Below are 23,160 nucleotides of genomic sequence, written 5' to 3' on the forward strand. Positions count from 1 at the left end.
CTTACTCTGATGAAGTCTGCTTCGGGAAGCTGAGTCCATCTCGGTTCATTTGGACGACCCTCACGTGTCCGTCAACGAATAGCAGGTTGAACTTGAGTCCGTGTCCACTCTTGATAAGGAGGGTTCCCTCGTTTTCTTCGATGGCTCGGATCGGATCGCGAAGATAGGGGAGATTTGCGGGGTCCGGAATTGCGGTGAGCTTGAAAGAATCGACTTTTCGGACGAATCGGGCGTATTCGATCGGATGGACATAGCTCATCTTCCCTGAACCTTCGATCCCCATATAGACATTCCCTCTGAGTGACCGAGGCGTCTCGGGACAATGCCAAACGTTTTCAGATTTGATGTAAGGACTCACAGCATCAGCAAAAAACGTCTGGCCTTCGACGGCTAGGCTCGTGGTCAGATAGGGCGGTGCGGATTCGGAGTTGTCTGCTGCATACAATTGGACCGCATTACCGAACTGCTTGAGATTGGAGAGGCAGGCGGCTCGTTTGGCAATGTGCTTTGGCTGACCAGTAGGAAGCAGTACACCAGCCATGACAAGGAGAATGAACGCGAGTCCAAAGAGCGCACAGCCGTCCTTCCACGTGAGGGGCCTCCCATTGACTTCGGCTTTGAAGAAGTTCTTCATTTCGCAGCGGCGAACCCTGGGTGGAGTAGAAACCTACATCCGCCCCGATTAGTCTCCGTCGTTTCCGCCGAAGGGGCTGCTGTAGTTGGGCGGTTCCTTCGTGATCTGAACATCGTGAGGGTGGCTCTCGCGGAGGGCGGCGTTGGTGATTTTCTGGAACTCGGCGTTCTCTCTCAGTTGTAACAGATTCTCCGCTCCAACGTATCCCATTCCCGATCGAAGTCCGCCGATGAGCTGAGCCATTGTGTCTTTAAGCGGACCCTTGAACGGAACCCGACCTTCAACGCCTTCCGGTACGATGACGGCGCCAGAATCCTTGATCTGCATGTAACGATCGCTCGAACCCGACTTCATCGCGCCGACCGACCCCATGCCTCGATACACTTTGTACGCCCGGTTTCGGAAGATCTCAACCTCGCCCGGGCTCTCTTCACAACCGGCGAACATATTGCCCATCATCACGCAGCTTGCACCAGCCGCGAGACACTTGACGATGTCACCCGATGACCGAATTCCACCGTCAGCAATGGTCGGGACTCCCAGATTATTCGCCTCGTCGGCGCACTCAAGAACTGCTGTAAACTGAGGAACGCCGATTCCCGCGACGACACGTGTGGTACAGATAGAACCGGCCCCAATTCCCACCCGAAGCCCGTCTGCGCCAAGCTCAGCCAAAGCTTTGACCCCTTGCGGAGTCGCGACGCTTCCCGCGATCACTTTCAGATCTGGAAGCTTCTCCTTGAGCATTTTGAGGCAACTCATCACGCCTTTGCTGTGACCATGGGCAGCATCAATGACAACAAAATCGACCCCAGCATCGTGAAGCGCCTTTGCCCGCTCATAAGGCTCGCGCAGTGCGCCGATGGCGGCTCCAACGATCAATCGACCTTTGTCGTCTTTAGTCGACAGCGGGTGTTGCTGAACTTTGAGGATGTCCTTGATCGTGATGAGACCCTTGAGGATTCCTTCGGCGTCCACGATGGGGAGCTTTTCGATGCGGTGCTCGGCGAGAATCTTTTGGGCTTCGTCCAAGGAGGTGCCCACCGTTGTGGTGACCAAGTCTTTGCTTGTCATCCTTGAAGAAATCTTTTGGTTGTAGTCCGTCTCAAATCGGATGTCGCGGTTCGTCAAAATCCCAACCAAGTGTCCCTCGGCGTCCACGACCGGAACACCCGAGATGTGATACCGTTCCATCAGGTCGACGGCATCTTGAATTAGAGCGTCGGCGGTAAGTTTGAATGGCTTGGTGATGACTCCGCTCTCCGAGCGTTTCACTCGATCAACTGCCGCGCACTGGGCATCAATCGACATCGTCCGGTGAAGCACGCCAACTCCGCCCTGGCGAGCCATCGCGATCGCCATTCGCGCGTCGGTCACCGTATCCATTGGCGAAGAGACGATAGGAACACGCAAGCGAATTCCGGGCAGAAACTGGGTAGAGAGATCGACTTCGGATGGGAGAACTTCGGTGTGCTGGGGCACCAGCAGTACGTCGTCGAAGCTCAATCCTTCCTTAAATGAAGCCATATGAGATTATGACATCCATCACGGATGGACTGCGCGGTGCAAGCCGCGCTTTCGCTTCTAATCTGACAGGCCTACCGGGTTAAGGACTCAACTTCCAACCGATACTCTTCCTGGTAAGGTTTTCGTATTCTTATGTCTCATTCAGTTCTGGTCGTCGGAGGTGCGGGTTATATCGGGAGCCACACGTGTAAGGCTCTCAAACAAGCCGGCTTTTTGCCTGTCGTGGTCGATAATCTGAGCGAGGGACACGAATGGGCGGTCAAGTTCGGTCCGCTTGAGCGAGGCGATGCAGGCGACACAGACTTCATTACCGCCACGATTCGAAAACATCAACCCGTTGGGCTGATTCACTTCGCGGCGAACGCCTATGTCGGAGAGTCCGTCAGCAACCCTCGGAAGTACATCCAAAACAACGTCGTAGCAATGCACAACCTACTCTCGGTTTGCATCGACGAGAATGTTAACAATGTGATTTTTTCTTCATCCTGCGCGACCTACGGAGTTCCGACCCAGGTTCCGCTTGATGAGGAACACACCCAACTCCCGATCTCACCGTATGGAGATAGCAAGCTCATCGGAGAAAAGATGCTCCACTGGTACTCCAATGCGCATCCCCTGCGCTACGTGGCCCTTCGCTACTTTAACGCAAGCGGCGCGGATGCGGAAGGTGAAGTTGGCGAGGTTCACGATCCGGAAACTCACTTGATCCCGTTGGTGCTCCAGGCGGCGATGGGAATCCGCCCGGCGATCAATGTCTTTGGCACCGACTACCCGACTCCTGATGGCACTTGCCAGCGTGACTACATTCATGTCACCGACCTGGGAACCGCTCATGTGGCCGCCTTGAAATACTTAATCGGCGGCGGTGAAAGCACGAAGATTAATCTCGGAAGCGGAGTTCCATTCTCGGTGCGCCAAGTGATTGACACGGCGACCAAAGTGACCGGGCGAGAGGTTCCAACCGTGTTTGGCCCTCGGCGAGAAGGCGACCCTCCCGGATTGTATGCCAGTCCGGATAAGGCGAAGCGGGTCCTTGGATGGGAAGCCGAGCATAGCTCGCTGGAGAACATTCTGACTACAGCCTACAACTGGGAGCTGAAGCGCAAGGAATTAGGAATCTGATGAGGATCATCATTGTCAATGACAACGCCGTGATTTCGGGCGGAGCAACTAAGTGCGCGCTTTTGAGCGCGGAGCACCTTGCAAAGGCGGGGCACGAGGTTCACTACGTATCCGGACTCGAGGGTGTTGATCCTTACTTCGAAGGACTCGGGACAATCAAGTTTCACAGTCTTGGTCGCCCCGATACTCCAATGACAATGAGGAAGCTCGTCGAGCTTTCCTACTTGGATGACATGTACAAGTTGGTTCGGGATTTAATCGCTCAGGGCGATCCGAAGCAGACAATCGTCCACTCGCACCTCTGGAAAACTGGGGCGTCACCGAGCTTTGTTAACGCAGCAATAGACGGAGGGGCGCACCTGCTCTGCTCGTTCCACGACTATCACGTCGCTTGTCCGGCAGGGCAGTTTTTCAATAACCAGACGTACGAGATTTGCACTCTCGAACCCGGCTCCGCCAAGTGCGTGATGACGCATTGCACCCGAACCCGAACCATCCTGCCCAAGTGGGTGGAAGTTTACCGATGGAGCGTTCAGCGAGGACGAGCTGGCTTGCCAACCAAAGTAAAGCACTTCGGCGTTTTCAGTCAGAAGAGCGTGGATGCGTTTGGCAAGTACTTGCCAGCCAACGCCAAGTTGCACATGATGCATTATCCGATCCAGGCTGAAGAAGCACCTCGCGTGGACGTGACAAAGAACCGCCGGTTCGTGTTTTCGGGCCGGCTATCACAAGAAAAGGATCCCGCGATTCTGATTAAGGCGGCAGCAAAGATTGATGCCGAAGTTCGCTTTATCGGCGATGGGCCCCTCATGGACGATCTGAAGGCCCTCAGCTATCCCAAGGCTAGTTTCTCGGGCTGGATAAAGGGTGATGAGATCCTAAAGGAGATGGAGCTGGCGCGAGTGATGGCGATCACGTCGATCTGGTACGAGGTCAATCCGCTCGCCCCGCTAGAAGCCCTCGGCAAAGGAATCCCGGTCATCGCGAGCGATTGCACTTCGACGCTCTATGAGATCGAGGACGGGGTCACGGGTCTTGGTTTCAAGCATCAAAACGAGGCTGATCTTGCGGAAAAGATGGCGAGGATGCTCGACGATGAGACCGTTGACCGCATGAGCAAAGCCGCCTACGAGCGATTCTGGGCAAAGCCTCCAACGGCAGAAAACCACTGCAAAAGACTGCTGGAAATCTACGACGAGATACTGAAGGATTGACGGATGAATCAACATGATTCACCTGAGCACGATGTCCGGCTCCGCAACTCGCCGAGGCTTTTGCACGACAAAACGGGGTCCGCACCAAGGGCTCGGGCTAAAATGCAAGTACCATGCTCACCTCGCTGATCGCGCTCACATTGCAAACCGGATTGACCAGGGGCGACTACGGAGTCCCAATCATTCGAGCGACGAATACCGCCGAGGCGATGGAGTTGCAAGGATATGCCACCGCCCAGGATCGACTCTGGCAAATGGAAATGAGTCGGCGAGGGGCAAGGTCTCGCCTCGCCGAGGTTCTTGGGCCGGGATCGGTGAACGCCGACATCGAGCAAGCGAAGCAGTTCTACACGGAAGCGGAGATGCGGGCGCAGTTGGTCCGCTTGCCAGCTTCGATGCAGGGGTGGTTTAAGTCTTATGCCCGCGGAGTGAATCGGTTTATTAACGAAGGAAATCTGCCTGAGGAGTATGAGCGAAACGGATTCAAACCCGAGCCTTGGAGCGAGATCGATTCGGCGGCGATCACGATCAAGCTCCTCCAAACCTTCGGTCGCGGAGGAGCAGGTGAGCTACGAAATCTTGCCCTCTACAAATTCCTTGAAGCGCAGGCAAAAATCAAAGATCGTGCGACGGATGTGTTCGGAGATTTCGCCTGGCAAAATGATCCCAACTCGGTTCCCACTTGCCCTGCTGAAGACGACTTGGTGAAGACCAAGCCAAACTTCCCGGAGATCACTCCCGAGATCACCAAGACGCACCTGGCATCACTTCCCGCTTTGGGCGTTTTCGAGTTGCTTCCTGGAGTGCGTGTTGTCAGCTTGGATGAATCCAAACGTCGAGCCGAGGCGTTGAAAACTCCGTTCAAGAGCGGGTCGTACTGCGTCGTTGTCGGCAAAAAGAAATCGACCACTGGCGGTTCGCTTCTTCTCAGCGGACCCCAGATGGGATTCACCGTGCCCTCGATTGTCCACGAAGTTTCGCTTCACGCTCCGGAACTTGATGTCGCAGGAATGGCCGTTCCAGGCGTACCTGGCGTTATGGTAGGAGCGACGCCGAACGCAGCCTGGGGACTGACAACCGGGGTTGCAGATACCGAAGATATTTACCTTTTGAACCTGAAGGATAAAGACAATTGGTCGGACGGTGCGATCCGGAATGTTGCCTTCACGATTCCCGTCAAGGGAGCTGAGCCGAAACTGATTGAGCGGCGAGACACCGACTATGGGCAAATCGTGTTTGAAGTTGGAGCAAAGAAGGTCGGTTTTGCTCGCAAGCGCGCATATGAAGGCCGCGAGCTGCAGTCTTACGAAGCCGTCGTGGGGCTTTGGAAAGTGAAGGATCGCAAGGGATTTGATGCATCTACAGCGCGGGCAACGATGAACTTCAACTGCTTCGTTGCCCTCAAGAATGGCGACATCGGCTGGCGATACTTGGGTGACGTACCCAAGCGTACAAGCGGTTTTGATCCACGGTTTCCGCTGCCGCCGATTCGGCGAGCGGAGTGGGATGGGATGATTCCGTTTGATCAGATGCCGCACTCGTGGAACCCGAAGCGAGGCTACTTGGCGAATTGGAACAACAAGCCGGCGGCGTGGTGGCCCAATCTGGACACCCCTGCATGGGGCGAGGCGTTCCGAAATCGTCTGCTGCTCTCTCAGCTCGAAGCGAATAAGCTCTCGCCCGATTCATTGCAGAAGGCGGTTGCCGGAATGGCGACCTGCGCCGAAACGTTCCCCGCGTTTGCCTCAATGCTCAAGGGCACGATGCTTGACAAGTGGAACGGCTCTTACCGAGACGATCCGAAGATGGGGCTTGTGTACTCCAAGTTCATCTCAATGCTCCGTGAAGAACTCTTCCTTAACGTGACGGGAAATCTCGGCTCCGCCGAAAATTTTGCCCTGGTTGCTCAGCCGGATGTGATGCTGCGGGCGTTACGCGGTGAGACCAAGTTTGACTACTTGCAGGGCCGAACTGCTAGACAAGTCATTCAAAGCGCCCTCGAAAAGGCCGTGTCTGCGACTGGCGATAACATCTTCACGCCCGCCAACATCCCGGTTCCGCCCGAAACCAAGCCGATCCCTTGGCGCAATCGCGGAACGTATATCCAACTCGTCGAAGTCGGCAAATCTGGGATGAACGTCGTCACCCCGGGCGTCTCAACGACTGGAGCACATTCCGCAGATCAAGCAGATTTAGCCCGGAGGTTTGGTTTTAAGTCGATGATCCTAAAGTAGTTACTGGACGCGAACCGCCTCCCATCTGGACACGCCTCCATTGATGCCGTACATGATCCAGGTCTGGCCCGTGGATCGATCGATTCGAACTGCCATGGCATCTTTGTTGTTGCCTTCGATGACCTCAAATGGCCCGGAACCAGGCGCAAGACTCTTGTCCTCGGTCACCAAATCCCATTTGAACTTGACGGCATTGGTTGCGGAGCCGAATCCCAGTTGTTCGGTACGACCGGTCTTTGCGTCGTATCGAAAAACAGAGGTGTTGTTCTTGAACGTGTGCCAATCTCCTGCGATATTCCTCACACCTCCAGGAACCCGAATCTGGGCTTGGACCACGGTTCCGATGAGGACAGAAGACACGACGAGCAAAAGAGGCAGGGCTGCTTTCATGACCCCATCATATTCCCTTGAATCCGAAACCACAACCCCAACCGGCCTACTCCCAACCCAAAACAGTGCCGGGTATACTCTTTCCTTCCTGTGCTCCGGTCGTCTAGCGGTTCAGGACATCGCCCTCTCACGGCGAAGATCGCGGGTTCGAATCCCGTTCGGAGTACCACGCTTTTTAGGTTCAATTTCTGAGTCAGTTCGAACGGGATTAGCGATCTGGGCCAGCCAAGAGCTAGTCGGCGGCGACGAATTCACCCCGCCTTGCCTCATCGCATATCGGAGCTTCGTCGAACTGCTGCTTGTAGTCCTGGCTGAAGTGCAACTCGTCGTCGTGCCCTTCCCGGTTCCAGAGCTGTCCGCATCTATGCTCTGCGAGAGTGTGAGTTGGCCAGCCTCTTGCAATCGGCTCAGATTTTGGAATTGGAGGGGATTGTCGGAACCGGGCATACCGTCACCTCCGTATTCCAAAATGCGTCCATGTTCACTCTGTTAGCGTTTTCGACGATCGCAATTGGCATCCAAGTCAATGACAGCCTGAGTGAAGAATTTCTCAAGATTTGCAGCCGAGCGCCAGGAAAGCCAAGAGTTGCCTGTATGGTTGTGGGCAAACCCGATACGTTGGCTACATTCGAAGGGGAACGCCCGATGCCGATGGCCAGTACTTCAAAGGTCGGCATCTTGATTACTTATTTGCGAAAAGTGGAAGCTGGGAAGTTGAAACCCTCCAACCTGGTAGAACTTCATCCTTCCGATCTAAGGCCCGGAAGCGATCTCGCTCTCCTATTGGACCCTCCGGGTGTAAGCCTAGATTTGAGAAACCTGGCTCGTCTGATGATGACCATTAGCGACAACACAGCGACTGACCTCTTGTTGAGAGAGGTCGGCGGACCGAGAGAAGTTACGCAAACCATGCGCAGCCTGGGTTACTCAAGCTACCGCCTCGATCATTCCATGCTGCAAGGCCTCTTGGCGGCAGTTCGGAAATCAGGTGCTGTTCATGACTCAAGTTTCACGTTCGCTAAGTACAACGCTGCGATCCAAATCGATCAGAAGAGTGAAGCTAAGGCCTTAGTCCAGTTTATCGAGTCGCAAGAAGATTCGATAACACCCGTAGATATGGTTAGAATTCTTTGCGACCTGGAGGAAGCAAAGATAGTCAAGCCCGACTCTGCAGCGCTAGCGCTCGGGCTTATGAGACAGGCGCGCGGCTCGTCGAGAATCCGAGCAAAACTGGCTCAAACCACCAACCGTGCGGCAGTTAAGAGCGGCACCCTCATCTTCTCACAATCATGCGTGGTCAACGATGTGGGCATTATCGACTTGCCCAATGGTAAACGCCTAGCCATCGCCTGCTTTGTGCACAGCGTGCCTCCAGACTCATTGACTGCCGCCGAGCAGACTATCGCGGACTTGGCAAAGGCGGCATATGATTTCTTTGGCGTTAGAACGAGGAACGCCACCGGTTCGTTATCGTTTCATTCTTCACCTGACGCATTCCTTAGCCCAGGTGCGTCGAAGCGCAAAGTCTAGACGACTTGGGCCTCGACTCCGCTGCATGCGCTAAGTTCAGAAGGTCGCAATTTGTACGATTCGGTGTACCAAAAAAGTTGATCTACCGAGGGTAGGTCACTCTTTATTGGTATCAAGGAGCCATGAGAAGTTCACCTCGTCGAGTGGAGCGAAATCCCCGGCTAACATCGCCGGTTCAAATCCCGTTCGGAGTACCAAACACCCACTCGACCGCGCTAGCGAGACTCGTTTAGCGTAAGCACAGGGATCGATCGTTGAGGAGTGCTGAGCCACTCGATGCCGCTCTCACCGACTCGGACCATCTCTTCGAGCCCCAGGTAGCCGCGTCCCGGAACCGTCACGCCAAGTTCAAGCGTGTACACCTGTCCTTCCTCGATTGGCTCATCCGGTAACCGGCCGTAACGCTCCCATCGTGGGCCGAGGAGGCTTCCTCCATCGTGAGCAACTCTCCCCACTTGGTGCCCGAGTGCGTGCATGTACTCAGGGTAGCCCGTACTGATCAAAAAGGATCGGGCGGCAGCATCCACTTCGTAACCCTTCACCCCCGGCCTCAACCGGTTCGCACCCGCTTGGATCGCACCGGTTACCGCTGCGAGAGCTGCTTCAAGGTCGGCAGGAAGCGTGGACTCGCCCGGTTCGGCAACGTACCAGCAGCGCTGGATATCCGAAGAATAGCCATCCACGATAACTCCGAGGTCGATGTGTACCAGGTGGCCGGGTCGAAGGCGGACTTCGGCGGAAGGCACACCATGCCCAATCATCGAATCAGGACCAAAATTGACGATCGGATTGCCGGAGCGTGACCAGCCGTAGCCCCACCGATTCGCATCAATATCGGCTTGAATCATCCTATAGAGCGTGCGTTCGTCCAGGTCAAGATGTAGGCGTCCTGGCACAGTCGCGAAAATGCCGTCGGTGGCGGTAATTGCCTCGCGAAGACGGCGGATTTCTTCGCTCGTCTTAAGACCTCGCAAACGTGAAACGATCGGATGGGCTGATTCGAGCGACCCTGCGAATCGAGTTCCCTCGAGGTGAGAGGTCAAAAGGCGGAAGAGACCGTGCGTTAGACCATCGGCCTTGTCATCGTCCTCACTGAAGTTGACGGCAATGCGAGGTTGCTCGCCTTTAGGAATCCACGACTCCAATGTCTCAAGCAGAGGCGCACGAATTCCTTGCACATATGGAATCACTTCATCCCAATCTCCAGAGTGCTTGAGGGGATCTGCATCGTAGTTGCCGACCACTGCGACCTTCCGTCCGTCACGACCTACGAGCAATGCCGAAATCCAGACCAGTCCGGTTTCGCAGATGAAGGGTAGCGCCGGATCCGACCCTTCGCCCGTCTCCCGCACAAAGGTTAACCAGACATGCGCGCCTGATTCTCGGACCAAAGTGGCCGCTTGCGCAAGTTTCTCTCGCGTAAGCGCGCTCAACGGATGGCTCCTTGGCGCGGGCTGCGAATTGGTCTGGATTGAGAACTGGACATAGGTGCCCCGATTATACATGCGGTTTTCGGGGAGCCACCGTGAGTGAGGGAAGATGTAAGCGCGCAAGTATCGGCGTACCACGACTTTTCAACCTCGAGATTCCGTCCTACCGGAAAGGATCCGAACTAGTCGCGAGCCCGCGGCAAATCTCCTATCCCCAGATGCGGAAGGTATGTACTTGAGCAGGGTCGCGAGCACTGTTTTGCGCAGGTATTCATAGATCTGCCATGCGACCTAAATCCCGTCACCCCTTCAGACCTTTAGTCCAACAACTGTTGCCTTAACCGACTCTCGAAAAAGGATCTCAATTTGATCCTGGGGAATCCAGAAGAACTGTCGGGCGATGGCGATTGAAGCCATCCCATGAACCTGAGCCCAGATGGCGTATGCCAGGATGGGCTCTGGCAGGGCGCAATTGAGAGTTCCCTGCCTTTGACCAGCCTGAACTGCCTCAACCAAAGACAAAAAGCAGTCTGGCGGTGCGTCAGCGATGGCCCTCATGTGCTCCTGGTCCTCTGGGGAACGTGCCAAGAACATGACTTCATACAGACGTGGGTTGTCTACCGCAAACTGAATATAGTTCAGACCCTTTTGGATCAAGCCTTCCAGCGAACCTGGATCCATAACGTTTCGAAGACGAATCGCGAGCTCGTCGAAGCCCTCCTCAATCAGGGCCTGCAGGATCGCGTCTTTATCCTTGAAGTGGAGGTACAGAGCCCCTGGCGAATACTCGATCATGTCGGCAATCGTTCGAAGTGAGATCGCTTCATAACCATCCGTGACCAAGATTTCACGGGCGGCACTCAAAATCGTCTTTCGCAACTTTTCTTTTTCGCGTTCTCGCCGAGCCACGGATTTGGAGATCACTTGCTTATTATTACTCATTTTATGAACACAGTTCACTTCTTGTGTCAGCTTCAGAATCATGTCGTTCATTGCTTTTGGATCTCCTTTACAGAAAGTGCCTTAAGCGACAAAACGTGGAGGACTATCGCTAGAGGCGCCAATAGCCCGGGTACGAAGCTGAATGGAAAGATTCCGATTGCAGTATTCGGCACATCTCCGCCGGGTACACCGTGCGTCCGTCCTAAGAAACTGAGGACGCCGATCATGATCGCATTGATCACCGAGAGCAGTCCAATGATGTTCCAGCCTCGATAGAGCGGTTTGAGATTGGGCTTCTTCCAGGCGACGAGTGCGACCACCGGAGCGGAAACTCCAATTAGGATGTCAAAGTTGAGACCTCTAAAGGTCATGAGCTGAGGAACCATCTTTCTATTCGCGAGTTCATGAAAACCAAGTTCTACGAAAACGCGATACGCCTGAAAACCTGTCAGAACTGGAAGCGCAACTCTGGCGGCAAAGGCGGCGCTGTTGGGGTTTCGGACAATCCCAAAGAAGACGATCAAGAGAGCCGGAACTCCGACGAACACCGGTCCCGGAGGGGTCTTACAGGCCAGAATCCCCGTATAGCCCAGCATTCCCGCAAAGAAAACCCAACCCATGAAGGCCGTGACAGCAACACCTTTGCTCCGGCCCTCAACATTTCTGTAGAGAATCCATCCTGAGATTCCCGCGACAGTTAGGCTCAGAATTAGATATCCAATGGCAAGTGGGTCATTCGACATGAGACACCCCAGCAGCTAATTGAGACCAAGAATGAGTTACCATCGACGCACCGTTTGTTTGTACTCTTTGTAAGCGGCTCCAAATCGTCGTTCCATGGCTCGCTCTTCGGGTCCGATCTGGAACTTGTTAATGTACAGGAAGAAAGCGAGCGGGCCGACGAATGCCAACGGATTTCTTAATGCTATTGCCAAGCCAACAAGCATCACGGCGAAACCTAAATACATTGGGTTGCGGGTTCGACGAAAGACTCCGCTGGTCACAAGTACCACGGCGCTATCAACCATGACGGGATTGATGGTTGTCTTCGACTTGCGAAACTCCCTTACTCCGAGTCCCGCGAGTGAGAAGCCAGCAAAGATTATTGCTGACCCAATCCCAATTTGCGCCGGATGAGGAGTGTTCTGTGCAAAGAATGAGGTTGAGACCATCGCCGCCCCTATGATTGACATCACGATTGGTGGGGGAATCTTGTTCTCAAGAACTTTCATGCGATGCCCCCTGTCCCTTGGATATTGAGGTGCGACATGCGCCAGGTTTCCGACTCGAGCGTGAACTCAGAATGACTCTGTCGAGGAAATCCTTGCGATGTTGCAATGCGATCAAAATCATATCCGGGCACGAATGGCACGAGGTTGAATTGGACAAAGACTCTCCACCAGTTGGCGGCGTTCCGCTGATTACGGGGATTTGCCGAGTATCGTTCCACAGTCTTGCTGAAAGGCTCGGCAGGCTTCCCAGTAAGGTCTTCGAGCACCGAATTCACGCCTTCGACTTCAAATGCGCCCTGTAGATGGTCTTGCACATAAAAGCGGAATCCGTCGAGTTCAAACGGATTGACTTTCTGAATTTTCGCCGCCCGGAGCATCATCCACATTGGCATCGGAACCGATGCGACCCGCTTGCCAAGAACCGACGCCAATGTTCTGGCAATTTCCGCTCCATTGACCAACTCAGGTCCAGTCGGTCGATAACTTTTCCCGGCGTATGCATCGGGATCTTTCAATAGAGCCACCGCCGCCCGAGCGATGTCTTCGTTCGAGATTGGAGCGCTCAAGCTTTCGGCAGTAAGGTTCGGATAGATTCCAAGAACTGTGGCGAAGTCCATCAACCGCAGAATGTTGTCAGCGAAGTAGCCGGGATTGAGGATCGTGTGGGCAACACCTGGGATCGCGCTGAAAAGCTGCTCAGTCTGCCAAAGCTGGCGGGTGTGAAGCGAGGGATGTCGAGGACTCGCGATCCACTGGCTCAGTTGAACGATCGCTTCAAGCCTCGCCTCTCGAGCCGCAACAGAAAAGGCCGTAGCACTTTGAATCATGAAGGGGTCGAAAAACGGCACGAAGTAAGCCCTTTTCACACCCCTCATGGCTGAGACCCAGCTGTGGGTATCGAAAACGTTGACGAGGACTGTTTCTGCACCTTTAGATCGAAGTTGTTCACTCCTCATATCCTCTCTCCGAATAACGGCTCGAACGGGATATCCTTCGCGCAGAAGGGCCGAAGTGACGCTGCCTCCGGTTTTGCCGGTGGCGCCAGTGACGAGAATCGTTGGTAGAGATTGATTTGATCTCATATATTGACTATACGCCATTTTCTGAACATTGTTCAGTTTTGGATCAATATTGTTTATTTTTCATCTGGGATTTTGATCCCAAACTTGAACTTGACTGACCGTTGCGCCCTCTCCTCACCTCAATCATGGCGAATGTATACAGTGCTTTCCTCGCTACCCTCATTCCGCAAATGCTCCTCTGGTGGCAACCGCCAACCAGGTTCGGAACCGCCTACCACGGCTTTTTAGGCAGGGTGCTCACTCTCATTGCAGGTGGAGTTTTTAAGAACGGAGTGAGAGATTTGGTCGCGAGTTTGGGCGTGCACGAGTGAACGGTTTTGGACCCATCGAACATCTCGGCTTCAATTCCCATTCGGCGCACCCGAACGGGAGGGGCTGATCCCTCACTCCGCCGTCATTTCGCTAACCATCGGCTAGAGATCTAGCCGCCACCCTTCACAAACGGATTGGGCTTCATCTCGAGCTTCTTGATCGACTGCAAGTATGAGAGCATTGTGTCTGCCTCCTTTCCGGCGAGTTGGGCATGGAAATGGAGCGTAAATCCGTGCGGGCCGCGCGAATCAATGAGCTTTGGCTGCAGTGTCAAAAAGGCCTTGACAGCATCCAACTGCCCCATCATGGTCGCGCAAAAGATGTCAATGCGGGCACCGCGTTCTAGTAGAAGGCTCACAATGTCGTGTCGTCCCATGTGGGATGCACCTCCAAGTGCCGATTCCCAGTCGCCTGCACCCCAGTCCATGAATCCATTGATCAGCATGGGCTCACGGTCCAGCAGCTTCTTCGTCATCTCAATGTCTGAGTGAGCGTAAATCACAAAGTCTTCGAGCATCGTTCGGTTCAGCTGGGGCTTCTTCCAACCGGGCCGAAACCCAGGTGCTGGATAGTCCCGCGTAAAGGGCACTTCCGTTGGTCCCTGACTTTTAGTTTCGTCCCGCCCAAGCCCTAAACCAGCGAAGGCGGAGACAGCAGTTCCGCTGACCAAACGAGCGAATGTACGACGCGAATAGGTGTTATCCATACCCGGAGTATGACGCGCTCGGTCAAGAAACGCCGCCATAATCTGGAACTAGGATGGGTGTTGAAGAGCAGATTCGGGAGCTTTTTGCGAGCCAAAGTCAGGGGAAGCGGCGGGACATGGAAGCTCTGCATCGGTTGATCCTTGAAGAGTTCCCTTCGTGTCAGCTTCGGTACCTCGACGGTCGAGACGACTCTGGCAAAACGGTTACGAACCCGAATATCGGCTACGGATCGTGCCAAATCAACTACAAAGACGGTTCCTCGCGGGAGTTCTACCGGGTCGGAATGAGCGCGAACACGAGCGGGATTTCGGTTTACATCATGGGTCTCGAAGACAAGGCTTATCTTGCCAGAACCTACTCTGAAACGATTGGAAAAGCGAAGGTCACTGGCTATTGCATCAAGTTCAAAAGCCTTAAGGACATCGAACTGGATGTCCTCAAGGCTCTGATTCAGGACACTTTGAGTACCTAAAGATACTGCTTGAGAACCGCGATGACGTCGGTGCGCTTCCCTGCCTGTTCAATCATCGAAGTTCCGCCGGAATTTGCCGTCGACGATGAATCTGCACCGGCCCCGATAAGTTCCCTCACGACAGCGACGTAATCTCCTTTGGGATTACGGCACCACTGGGCGCCGTGACAGGCCCAGCCGAGCGGGGGGCTTCCGTGGTGGGCATCTCGAAGATCGAGCGGGACTTTGTCGACTAGCATTCTCACGACTTCAACGTAGCCGAACCAGCACGCCACATGAAGCGCCGAGCCCGAGTCCATACCGGGGGTGGTTGGGTCGAAGCCCGCCCTTAGCAAGAGCCGCACCGTCTCTGCCTTTCCGGCTTGCGGAGCTTCCGTGATCATCCGAGCAGAAGCTCCGATTTCGATGGCAGGTTCTTCCGCCAAGATTTTCTCGACCAATGATTCGTCCTCTGCCCAGGCCGCCGCGATCAGCCGGTCAACGGCACGCGCTCCGCGTTGCAGTTCCGCCGCGACCGCTTGGCTTCCGCGCTCGATGGCGACTTGGAGGGGGGTCTTTGTAGGACCGAGTTGGTAGGCGTAGATGTGGCCGCCGTTTGATTTTGTAGTCACAAACGGAGCTTCACCCACGTGGACCGAAGCTGATTTCGGGTCCGTTTCCAAAATAGAACGCATGAGTTCGACATCGTCGAGCACTACCGCCGTAAAGACATCTGGCGTTGCTCCGTGTCGCAGCAGCTCACGCACTACAGGCAGGTTGTTGATATGATACTGGATCGGCGTGCTCTCGTGGTCGGTATCCCGAATCTCCAGATCAGCGCCTCGCTTGATCAGTAATGCTGCGATTTCGGCGTTCGCCGCAACGTGCAGCGGCCGCTGGCCGTCGCCGCCTGGGGCGTTGACGCTCGCAGGATCGGCGTCTAGCAATTCGCGAAGAACATCGAGCCGACCCTGAACCGAGGCTGACCAAACATCGAACCGGGCGCCCACGCCCAGCAAGACATCGACTGTAGAACCGCGAGCGAAATCCAAAGCACTAAAACCGCCCGCCCACCACATGGTTCTCGCGTTCGGGTCAGCACCGTGGCGCACTAGGATCGGCAAGAGCCGAGCCGCTTCACGGTGCCGCACGGCCTGGATGATCGGCTGAGCGTCGAATGCAAACATGGGGTCGTTGACCCTCTTTCTCAGTGCGGGCTTGTTGGCAAGCAATCGCTCCAAACCGGCAGCATCGCCTTCATCAATCGCTCGGCGAAACTGGTCAAGCAGGACTGGAGTTTCGACTTCGGCAATAAGCTTCGGCCAACTGTCAAAGCCGTATTGACGAGCGATACTGAGCTGGGCGTCCGCCAGCTTGGAGCCAGCAGGAAGGGTGCGGAGGAGTTCTTTCGCACGGGTGCGAAGTTGCCGAACATCGGCATTTTCAGGGAGTTTTTCTGACATCGATAACCTGTGTTGTGTGGCTTGTGGTCCGCGAACAAGCAACAACATAGGTCGGCGTAACAATCGACGAACTACTTCAGATGGACTCAGTCCTTCCCGCGGACCCGGAGGCGCTCCTTGCGCCTCTTGAATTCTATCACAACTAGTTGCTCGCTAGTTTCGTGCACGGCCCATAGAGCAGCTCAAAGGTGTAGAGTCATCGATGTTCCAGCCAAACATCTCTAAACTCGACTTTCATATCCATTCCACCGTGTAGTTGCAACGCGACTCGACCTTCGAGGCGACCTTTGGGGTCTTCGATGTCGGTGATAATTTTGCCGTTGAGCTTCACGGTGTAGTGGGTGCCGATTGCGCTAACGTCCAGCTTTGACCATTCGCCTGGCTTAAACTTAGCCGTCGCATGCAACGCGGCATCTGGCTTGAACACCCAGCCTCGGCCAGCGGTCTCCCAGATTCCGGCGACATCCTCGATGGCGTCGATCTCGGCTTGCATTCCTTTCACGAGCGGTTGCTCGTTGATGCGCTCGGCTCGAAAGTAGAAGCCGCTGTTTCCGCCCGAGATCCGGAACTGGAGGCGGGCGGTGAAGTCCTTCACTGGCTTTTCGTAGAGCAAGATTCCCTGGTCATCCGATTTGGTGCATTCGCCCTTCAGCACTCCTCTCTCGACTGTCCAAGTTCCGCCACCGACGACCTCCCAACCCTTGAGAGATTTGCCGTCGAAGATCTTGGTCGAGCCTAGGAGAACAAGAGTTGCTGTGATCATAGGCTCAGTTTGGCTTACAATCGGCTCGACAAGAACCTCCGGGCATGAAAAACACTTTCCAAAAAAGCAGTTCGTGTTACTATGGAATCAATGGATCTTCGATTCAGCGCAGCCCTCATTGCAATCGCAGTTGCCGCCACTGCAGTGGCAGCAAACGATGTAAGCACACTCCTGAAATCCAAATCTTGGGAGGCTTCGCTCAAGAAGTCAGTTAAGTCGTATCGGGCCATGACGCCTGAATTCATCCGTGCCCTCAACGATAAGAACCCTCAAACCAGGGCTCTGGTTGCCCGCGCGATCAGAATCCTTGATACCGAAGGATGTGAGATTCGAGACAATCCCAAAGATGGTATCCCGACCTTTCGAGCAGCGGCCCTCGCCGCGCTAGCGAAAAGCGCACGAGACTCAAATCCAACAGTGAGCGAAGAATCAATCTGGACCATGACGTATCTCGTCAGGAACCGAGAATTTGGCCAACATGGCGAAGCTTGGTCAGATCCCGCCGAAGTCCAACCTGTCATCAATCTTGGTCAGATCGCCATTGGTCCTCTCGTCAAACTTCTCAGGTTCGATGAGAAGAAGGATAAGCTTGCCTACGCCGCAAAAATAGCCGCCGTACGCGTGCTCTCGAAGTCGAAAGATCCGGCCGCAATGGAGGGCCTGGTAGAGCTGATTAAAACCTCCAGCCACTTTCTTGTTTCCGAAGCCATGTATGCACTCGTTAAGTTCGACGACCCACGCGTAGTCGGAATTCTGATCAATCGAATGGATGAAGGCATCAACAGCTATTCAGGCACGCCCGGCCTCTGGGCACTCCGAAAAATGAAGGCCCGTGCCATCCCCGAACTTCTGATCGCTGCAGAAAAACACCCCAAGCCGAGAGTTCGCGCGAACGCCATTCACTTCTTCTGCCAAACACCAGACCCGAGGTGCATCCCGGTCATTCAGAGGGCCACCAACGATCCGGACGCAAACATCCGAGTTGCTGCTGCTGAGGCAATGGCATCAAACCACGATCCTGGCAACATCATCTTGCTTAGAAGGATGATCATGGATACCCATCTTTTAGCACGAGGGGCAGCCGTAAAGAGCATCGGTTACGTAGGTGGCTCAGCAGATTTCGATCTAGTAGAGCCATTGGCTCGAGAAAATTCTCGCTTCATTGGGAACCAAGCGATGTTCGTCCTTACAAAGTTGGACCCCGAACGTGCGGCCAGACAGTTGACTTTGCTTCTGGACGTTCCTAAAGTGCAGCGTTGGGCAATCGAGTATCTGGATCCAAGCCGCGCCGCTCCCGCTGAGCAAAAGCTAATCAGAATTGCCGAGACAGGTGACGAAGATTCGAAGGTGGCTGCAATAGAGCTTCTCGGAAAATTACGGTCGGCCGCCGCAATTCCAATCCTCCTCCGGGCTGTCAAAGAACCGGAGCTTTACGCAAGTGCTTTCGAAGCACTTGGGCGAATTGGTCCGCCCTCTGTCCCAAGTCTGATCGCGCTGGCCGCAAACAGCCAGGGAAGTGAGGCGTGGCATCTGGCTTTGGCACTTGGAAAGACTCGCGACCCACGAGCCTTTGAAACGATTCTTAGCTTTCTGAAGTATCCAATGGTTAGGCTGTCTGCGATCTCAGCCCTTGGGGCCTCCGGCGACCCTCGAGCCGAGCCCATCATTCTGAGCTATCTCAATAATTCTGCATCCGACGTCCTTTGGTACGCCGCTGAAGCCGCGGGTGAGCTAAAGCTGCGAGCAGCCGTGCCGCGACTGGTGCAACTGTTATCGCATAAAGGTGACTATGTAGCCTCATCTGCCGCAGAATCTCTAGGCAAAATCGGTGATAAGCATGCCCTCGCCGCTTTGATCGAAGTCGCCAGCCGCCCTCCCTTTGAAGGCAGGCTTTTCTCCATACAAGCTCTCGGCAAGATCGGGGATCGCTGCGCCGTTCCGCTCTTGATTCAACTTCTCGACGCCAAATGGCCCGATAACTCGGAAGCGATCGAAGCTCTGGGGAACATTGGAGATCCGGCCGCGCTCTCGGCGCTTCAAAAACTACTTCTTTCCGATGATGATCAGCTTGTGAAAGAAGCCACATCCGCCATCGAAGCAATCAAGAGGCGAAACAATCTCTAACTAACCTGAGTTACTCACAGGGGTATGCCGCGTAGAATGCTGCCTTAACGAAACTCGATCTGCACCCTAGCTCGCACCCTATCGCCAACCGCAATCGACTCAGCTTTCTGAACAGCAGCCTTCACCGGAACCAAGAACCGGCCATCCTTCGGCATGATCGAAGTCGTGAACTCCGTCTCCCCGATCCGGGCCAAAACTGGGATGCAACCCCACCCGTACGACGCCCGCTTTGCTAGAGCCTTGATCGCTTTCGATTCCTCCTCCGGAATCGGTGCAAAGACAAACGGAGCCGGGCCACGCCACTCGATTAGAACGGATTCAAATTCGAACTCCATCTCGTTTACTGCCCCGTAGTTTATCGCTTTCCATTACAATGCAACTGACAATGAAGCACCTTGGAGACATCAAATCGGCCCGGATGATCCACGTCAAAGGCTGGTTGTTCCTGCTCTTAGCCGCAATCGCGGTGGCCGGATTGCTCGTGCCAGAGTTCAGATGGCAAAACCTGGCTCTCATCTGCATCGCCATCTGGGCTGCCTGCCGGTGGTACTACTATTTGTTCTATGTCATCGAACACTACGTCGACAGCACTTTTCGCTTTGCCAGTGTAAGCGATGCGTTGCGCTACCTATTGCGTCGTTCGAAGAAGTAGAATCGGCGCAATGATCGCCCAAATGCTCCTCGACTCCTGGGATCGACAGTGCTCGATTTTGGATTCGGTCGCCTCGCTGGTGAACGAAGAAAACCGCTACTTCAAGCCATCCGAAGACGGCTGGTCAATCGATCGGCACTTAGCCCATTGTCATAACACGCGCACATTCTTCGTTTCGCAAGTCGCACCTGACCTGCCGGAGTCCGAACGATTCGGGGTCGATGACGCGGGCGAGATAACGGCGACTCTTGAAACAGTTCGGTCTGCCCTGAGCCAAAGTTCCCGTGTTATCCGTGATGTTGTTGAGAAGGGCCTAGCGACCGGCGAGCCTCTGGCAGGCGAGAATGTCACCTACGACAATGCGATCTTGCTAATGCAACATATGGTCTGGCATGAGGGTTGGCACGTAGGACTCATCTTCTTAGCCCTACGACTCCATGGACAGGAGCCACCAGAAGAGTGGGAAGAGCCTAACGTTTGGGGTCGGTGGAGAACGGAAAGCTGGGAATGATCTGGCTATCCAATTATCTTTCTTTTCGCAACGGAAAACTCTTCGTCAGTCAGTTGGCCATCTTGGTGGAGCTGAGCCAATCGCTGTAGCTCAGACACGCCTTCAGACTTCGTTTTTTGATGTACCAGTCCAAGACCCCAACCTATCATTCCAATAATCCACCCGATCCAACCAGTCTGAGCGGATACCGCGTTGATCCAACTGCCAAACACAAGGGCAGTTCCAACGATATAGAAAAGCCAACTTACTTTCCCCAATATCAACATCTAATCCAAGTATAAATCTATTAGACAACTGATAGGTCTAAACTGAGCTATGAAGCGATTCAATTTGGTGGTTCTCTCCTTGGGGATGGCGGCTATGGCCGTGCGCCCTGAAGCGCCAGCGGTGGCTGCCGCCAAAACCTTTCTTGGAACATTGACCGATGTGCAACGGCAGGCGGTTCTGGTTCCCTTTTCCTCTGAGCAAAGGTTTCAATGGGCATATGTTCCGTTGACTCGAAAAGGAATCTCTTGGGCAGAAATGAGTCCTGAGCAGCGGAAGGCAGCCGAACGCCTTCTGGCATCCGCACTGAGTAACGAAGGAATTGTCAAAGTTGATGGGATTAGGCAGTTAGAATTGGTTCTCAGGCAGATCGAAAACAACAATATGAACCGCGATCCGGAGAAGTATTGGTTTGCGATCTATGGAGAACCTTCCTCCTCGGAGAAGTGGGGATGGCGCTACGAGGGGCATCACACTTCGTTGACTTTTGCGTTCGATAGGGGGATTACGGTTTCCAGCACGCCTCAGTTTCTAGGTTCAAATCCTGGCGAAGTACGCAACGGCGCCAAAGCTGGAACAAAGATTCTGCACAAAGAGCAGGATCTTGGCTACGCGCTCCTTAACTCACTCTCTCCTCAACAGCGAAGTCAGGCGATCATTTCCGCGGAGGCGCCCGCAGACATCTTAACGATGAACTCGATTCGAGCAAGGATTGACCATAAAGGCGGAACCGCTGCAAGCGAATTCACAAAAGAGCAGCACAAGCTAATCAGGTCGCTTTTGCTTGCTCACTCCGAGATCCAAGTTCCGAAGGAGCGAGATCGCAGGGTGAACAAGGCATTGAAGGACAAAGGACTTCGATTTGTCTGGATGGGTTCAACAAAGCCAGGGGAGAAGCACTATTACCGAGTTCAGGGCGATGGCTTCGTGGTCGAGTACGACAACACTCAGAACGATGCAAATCATATCCATGCGGTTTGGCGAGACTTCAAAGAGGACTTCGGAGGTGATTCGTTAACCGAACATCTTGAACATTCGCATGGGCACACACATTCTCGATAATCCGATGTACAATGCGCTCCTCACGGGGCACGCCTCAGTCGCGGCTGGAAAAAGGCTTGCCCGGCGATTCCCTTCTCAAGTTGCACCTTTCGGTGGCCTCGCCCCAGGTGGAGAGGCTGACCTGTTGCCGTTGTTTGAACCTGGTGAGCAGGCCGTTCTTGTAGGAGAATCGCCAGTTGATCAAGGTGGTTGGAGGGTCATCAAGACGTTCGATGTCATCCAGATGACAATGGGAGCAACTCAATCGGTTTCCGAATCACCTTCGATTCAATTACTGACCACATCTGACGTTCCTGCAATGCTAAAGCTGACATCACTTGTGTATCCGAGCTACTTCCGTGCGGAGACAGCACGGCTCGGCGAGTACTGCGGAATCTTCGAAGGGGAAGACCTGATTGCCATGGCGGGAATCCGAATGAAGCTTCCTGGGTACGAAGAAGTGAGCGCGATCTGCACTCACCTCGACCACCGTGGCAAGGGCTTGGGGCAGAAGGTCACCAACTTCATGCTTCAAAGAATCATATCCAGAGGCAATACCCCGTTTCTCCATACCGAGTCCGACAATCCGGCCCAACAGATGTACAAGAAGCTCGGCTTCGAACCAAGGGCACTTCTGCCCGTCAAGGTCTTGGTGCGAACTACTCTTCCGAGCTAGCCACTTCATGAGAGTTCGTGGAATCTACCATGAACGTCACGCGGGGCTTTTGCCCGGTAGACAGAATGCGTAGTTCAAGCAACTTAGGATTCTCTCGCACGAGTCGGGAAGTATTGAGCAAACTTCGCATTGTCGCCGCCTCATGCCGAGCTCGAGCCAGAGCCACCTGCCCTTCGAGATCAGCTTTGAGCAGGTCTGCCATGGCCGACTTCAGCCCGCCGGTCGGAGTCATGTCGATCAAGTAAGTCTCGATGAGATCGAAGCCAACGCCAGCCAGCTTTTCCCGAATACCCTCAGCAATATCTGTATGCAACGTCGCCCGGTTTTCATAGGCCTCAGCAAAGGTCTTCGACGTCACCCACTCTCGAATCCCAAGCTGCGTAGGCACGTGGGCGACATTCAGCACGCTCAAACTCCCGAACATTAGGCTCAGAATCCCCTGCTGATATGCCAAGAGTGGATCAACCAACTGGCAAACCACCCCAACTGTCACCCGGAAATTTCCACCGTCCGACGACGAAACGTCCTGACCACCCACAATCTCATACTTCGGCTGAATCGACACATCAAAGACCTCGTGCCCCGATCCCAAAAAGACGTGCTGCCCAGGCGACAGGAGTCGTTCGAGCTTGCCCTTATAAAAGTACAACCCCTTATTCCCTTCGTAAACAGTGTGCTTACTCGTAAACATTGACAAATCTCTTTCCCGGGAGTGGAGGCAGAGCGGTGAGGTGGGGGTTTTGCACCCGCATAACCTTTACAGTCCTACCCTTGCGGGTTGCCTCCTTCCCGTTTCAAGTTCGATCCACAGTCGAATGGTCCACGGCAAGCCGTGCTGATTGAGAGTTTCCGCGTACGC

At 54.3% G+C, this 23,160-nt stretch carries 23 protein-coding genes and 1 tRNA gene; 11 read left to right on the top strand and 13 right to left on the bottom strand.

Annotated features, from left to right (window positions below):
- Window position 1: 1 nt before the first annotated feature.
- The gene (locus tag WCK51_11020) at window positions 2-634 is read right to left on the bottom strand and encodes a hypothetical protein (protein ID MEI7577417.1); all 633 of its coding nucleotides are present in this window, start codon (window positions 632-634) and stop codon (window positions 2-4) included.
- A gap of 48 nt (window positions 635-682) precedes the next feature.
- Window positions 683-2,161 (bottom strand): IMP dehydrogenase, encoded by a 1,479-nt coding sequence (guaB, locus tag WCK51_11025; GenBank protein ID MEI7577418.1) that lies wholly within the window; start codon window positions 2,159-2,161, stop codon window positions 683-685.
- A 132-nt stretch (window positions 2,162-2,293) separates the two neighbouring features.
- Here guaB and galE point away from each other — a divergent pair, with 132 nt between their 5' ends.
- The 3 genes from galE to WCK51_11040 all read left to right on the top strand — a co-directional run bounded on the left by galE (window position 2,294) and on the right by WCK51_11040 (window position 6,731).
- Entirely contained in the window at window positions 2,294-3,283 is a 990-nt protein-coding gene (galE, locus tag WCK51_11030) for a UDP-glucose 4-epimerase GalE (GenBank protein ID MEI7577419.1), read from the top strand.
- On the top strand, window positions 3,283-4,497 hold the full coding sequence (locus WCK51_11035) for a glycosyltransferase family 4 protein (protein MEI7577420.1): 1,215 nt from the start codon (window positions 3,283-3,285) through the stop codon (window positions 4,495-4,497). The genes galE and WCK51_11035 overlap by 1 nt, the downstream gene beginning before the upstream one ends.
- Window positions 4,498-4,610: 113 nt before the next feature.
- Window positions 4,611-6,731, top strand: coding sequence for a penicillin acylase family protein (locus WCK51_11040; protein MEI7577421.1), 2,121 nt, complete (start codon window positions 4,611-4,613; stop codon window positions 6,729-6,731).
- On the opposite strand, the gene WCK51_11045 is transcribed toward WCK51_11040, so the two are convergent.
- Window positions 6,732-7,121 carry a hypothetical protein gene (locus WCK51_11045; GenBank protein MEI7577422.1) on the bottom strand — a complete coding sequence of 130 codons (390 nt, stop codon included), beginning with the start codon at window positions 7,119-7,121 and terminating at the stop codon, window positions 6,732-6,734.
- Window positions 7,122-7,213: 92 nt separating this feature from the next.
- Between WCK51_11045 and WCK51_11050 the strand changes: the two genes are divergently transcribed.
- Window positions 7,214-7,290 (top strand) — tRNA-Glu (locus tag WCK51_11050).
- 308 nt (window positions 7,291-7,598) lie between these two features.
- Window positions 7,599-8,651, top strand: a complete 1,053-nt coding sequence (locus tag WCK51_11055) for a serine hydrolase (GenBank protein MEI7577423.1) — start codon at window positions 7,599-7,601, stop codon at window positions 8,649-8,651.
- A 215-nt stretch (window positions 8,652-8,866) separates the two neighbouring features.
- Here the strand turns inward: WCK51_11055 and WCK51_11060 are convergent, their stop codons facing one another.
- The 6 genes from WCK51_11060 to WCK51_11085 form a co-directional block, all read right to left on the bottom strand.
- Window positions 8,867-10,084 (bottom strand): Xaa-Pro peptidase family protein, encoded by a 1,218-nt coding sequence (locus WCK51_11060; protein ID MEI7577424.1) that lies wholly within the window; start codon window positions 10,082-10,084, stop codon window positions 8,867-8,869.
- 306 nt (window positions 10,085-10,390) lie between these two features.
- Window positions 10,391-11,005, bottom strand: coding sequence for a TetR/AcrR family transcriptional regulator (locus WCK51_11065; GenBank protein ID MEI7577425.1), 615 nt, complete (start codon window positions 11,003-11,005; stop codon window positions 10,391-10,393).
- A 65-nt stretch (window positions 11,006-11,070) separates the two neighbouring features.
- The gene (locus WCK51_11070; GenBank protein ID MEI7577426.1) at window positions 11,071-11,766 is read right to left on the bottom strand and encodes a hypothetical protein; all 696 of its coding nucleotides are present in this window, start codon (window positions 11,764-11,766) and stop codon (window positions 11,071-11,073) included.
- 36 nt (window positions 11,767-11,802) lie between these two features.
- Complete coding sequence (locus WCK51_11075; GenBank protein MEI7577427.1) at window positions 11,803-12,255, bottom strand: isoprenylcysteine carboxylmethyltransferase family protein; 453 nt, start codon at window positions 12,253-12,255, stop codon at window positions 11,803-11,805.
- Window positions 12,252-13,337, bottom strand: coding sequence for an NmrA family NAD(P)-binding protein (locus WCK51_11080; GenBank protein ID MEI7577428.1), 1,086 nt, complete (start codon window positions 13,335-13,337; stop codon window positions 12,252-12,254). The genes WCK51_11075 and WCK51_11080 overlap by 4 nt, the downstream gene beginning before the upstream one ends.
- Window positions 13,338-13,758: 421 nt before the next feature.
- Window positions 13,759-14,355, bottom strand: a complete 597-nt coding sequence (locus tag WCK51_11085; GenBank protein MEI7577429.1) for an ankyrin repeat domain-containing protein — start codon at window positions 14,353-14,355, stop codon at window positions 13,759-13,761.
- A gap of 53 nt (window positions 14,356-14,408) precedes the next feature.
- Here WCK51_11085 and WCK51_11090 point away from each other — a divergent pair, with 53 nt between their 5' ends.
- Window positions 14,409-14,828 carry a DUF1801 domain-containing protein gene (locus WCK51_11090; protein MEI7577430.1) on the top strand — a complete coding sequence of 140 codons (420 nt, stop codon included), beginning with the start codon at window positions 14,409-14,411 and terminating at the stop codon, window positions 14,826-14,828.
- On the opposite strand, the gene WCK51_11095 is transcribed toward WCK51_11090, so the two are convergent.
- Window positions 14,825-16,270 (bottom strand): ankyrin repeat domain-containing protein, encoded by a 1,446-nt coding sequence (locus tag WCK51_11095; GenBank protein ID MEI7577431.1) that lies wholly within the window; start codon window positions 16,268-16,270, stop codon window positions 14,825-14,827. The genes WCK51_11090 and WCK51_11095 overlap by 4 nt on opposite strands.
- A gap of 196 nt (window positions 16,271-16,466) precedes the next feature.
- Window positions 16,467-17,033: a DUF1080 domain-containing protein gene (locus WCK51_11100; GenBank protein ID MEI7577432.1), complete on the bottom strand. Its 567-nt coding sequence runs from the start codon at window positions 17,031-17,033 to the stop codon at window positions 16,467-16,469.
- 90 nt (window positions 17,034-17,123) lie between these two features.
- Here WCK51_11100 and WCK51_11105 point away from each other — a divergent pair, with 90 nt between their 5' ends.
- Window positions 17,124-19,157 carry a HEAT repeat domain-containing protein gene (locus WCK51_11105; GenBank protein MEI7577433.1) on the top strand — a complete coding sequence of 678 codons (2,034 nt, stop codon included), beginning with the start codon at window positions 17,124-17,126 and terminating at the stop codon, window positions 19,155-19,157.
- A gap of 44 nt (window positions 19,158-19,201) precedes the next feature.
- Here WCK51_11105 and WCK51_11110 read toward each other — a convergent pair whose 3' ends face one another.
- Window positions 19,202-19,492: a DUF1905 domain-containing protein gene (locus WCK51_11110; GenBank protein ID MEI7577434.1), complete on the bottom strand. Its 291-nt coding sequence runs from the start codon at window positions 19,490-19,492 to the stop codon at window positions 19,202-19,204.
- A 50-nt stretch (window positions 19,493-19,542) separates the two neighbouring features.
- Between WCK51_11110 and WCK51_11115 the strand changes: the two genes are divergently transcribed.
- From WCK51_11115 to WCK51_11130, 4 genes are all read left to right on the top strand, one after another.
- A complete protein-coding gene (locus WCK51_11115) occupies window positions 19,543-19,809 on the top strand; it encodes a hypothetical protein (protein MEI7577435.1) in 267 nt (88 codons plus the stop codon).
- 10 nt (window positions 19,810-19,819) lie between these two features.
- The gene (locus tag WCK51_11120; protein MEI7577436.1) at window positions 19,820-20,320 is read left to right on the top strand and encodes a DinB family protein; all 501 of its coding nucleotides are present in this window, start codon (window positions 19,820-19,822) and stop codon (window positions 20,318-20,320) included.
- Window positions 20,321-20,635: 315 nt separating this feature from the next.
- Window positions 20,636-21,646, top strand: coding sequence for a DUF3500 domain-containing protein (locus WCK51_11125; GenBank protein ID MEI7577437.1), 1,011 nt, complete (start codon window positions 20,636-20,638; stop codon window positions 21,644-21,646).
- Window positions 21,624-22,301 carry a GNAT family N-acetyltransferase gene (locus WCK51_11130; GenBank protein ID MEI7577438.1) on the top strand — a complete coding sequence of 226 codons (678 nt, stop codon included), beginning with the start codon at window positions 21,624-21,626 and terminating at the stop codon, window positions 22,299-22,301. Before WCK51_11125 ends, WCK51_11130 begins: the two co-directional genes overlap by 23 nt.
- Here WCK51_11130 and WCK51_11135 read toward each other — a convergent pair.
- Window positions 22,285-22,992 (bottom strand): SPFH domain-containing protein, encoded by a 708-nt coding sequence (locus WCK51_11135; protein MEI7577439.1) that lies wholly within the window; start codon window positions 22,990-22,992, stop codon window positions 22,285-22,287. The genes WCK51_11130 and WCK51_11135 overlap by 17 nt on opposite strands.
- Window positions 22,993-23,160: the final 168 nt, after the last annotated feature.

This window comes from Armatimonadota bacterium, assembly GCA_037138755.1.
GTDB lineage: Bacteria > Armatimonadota > Fimbriimonadia > Fimbriimonadales > Fimbriimonadaceae > Fimbriimonas.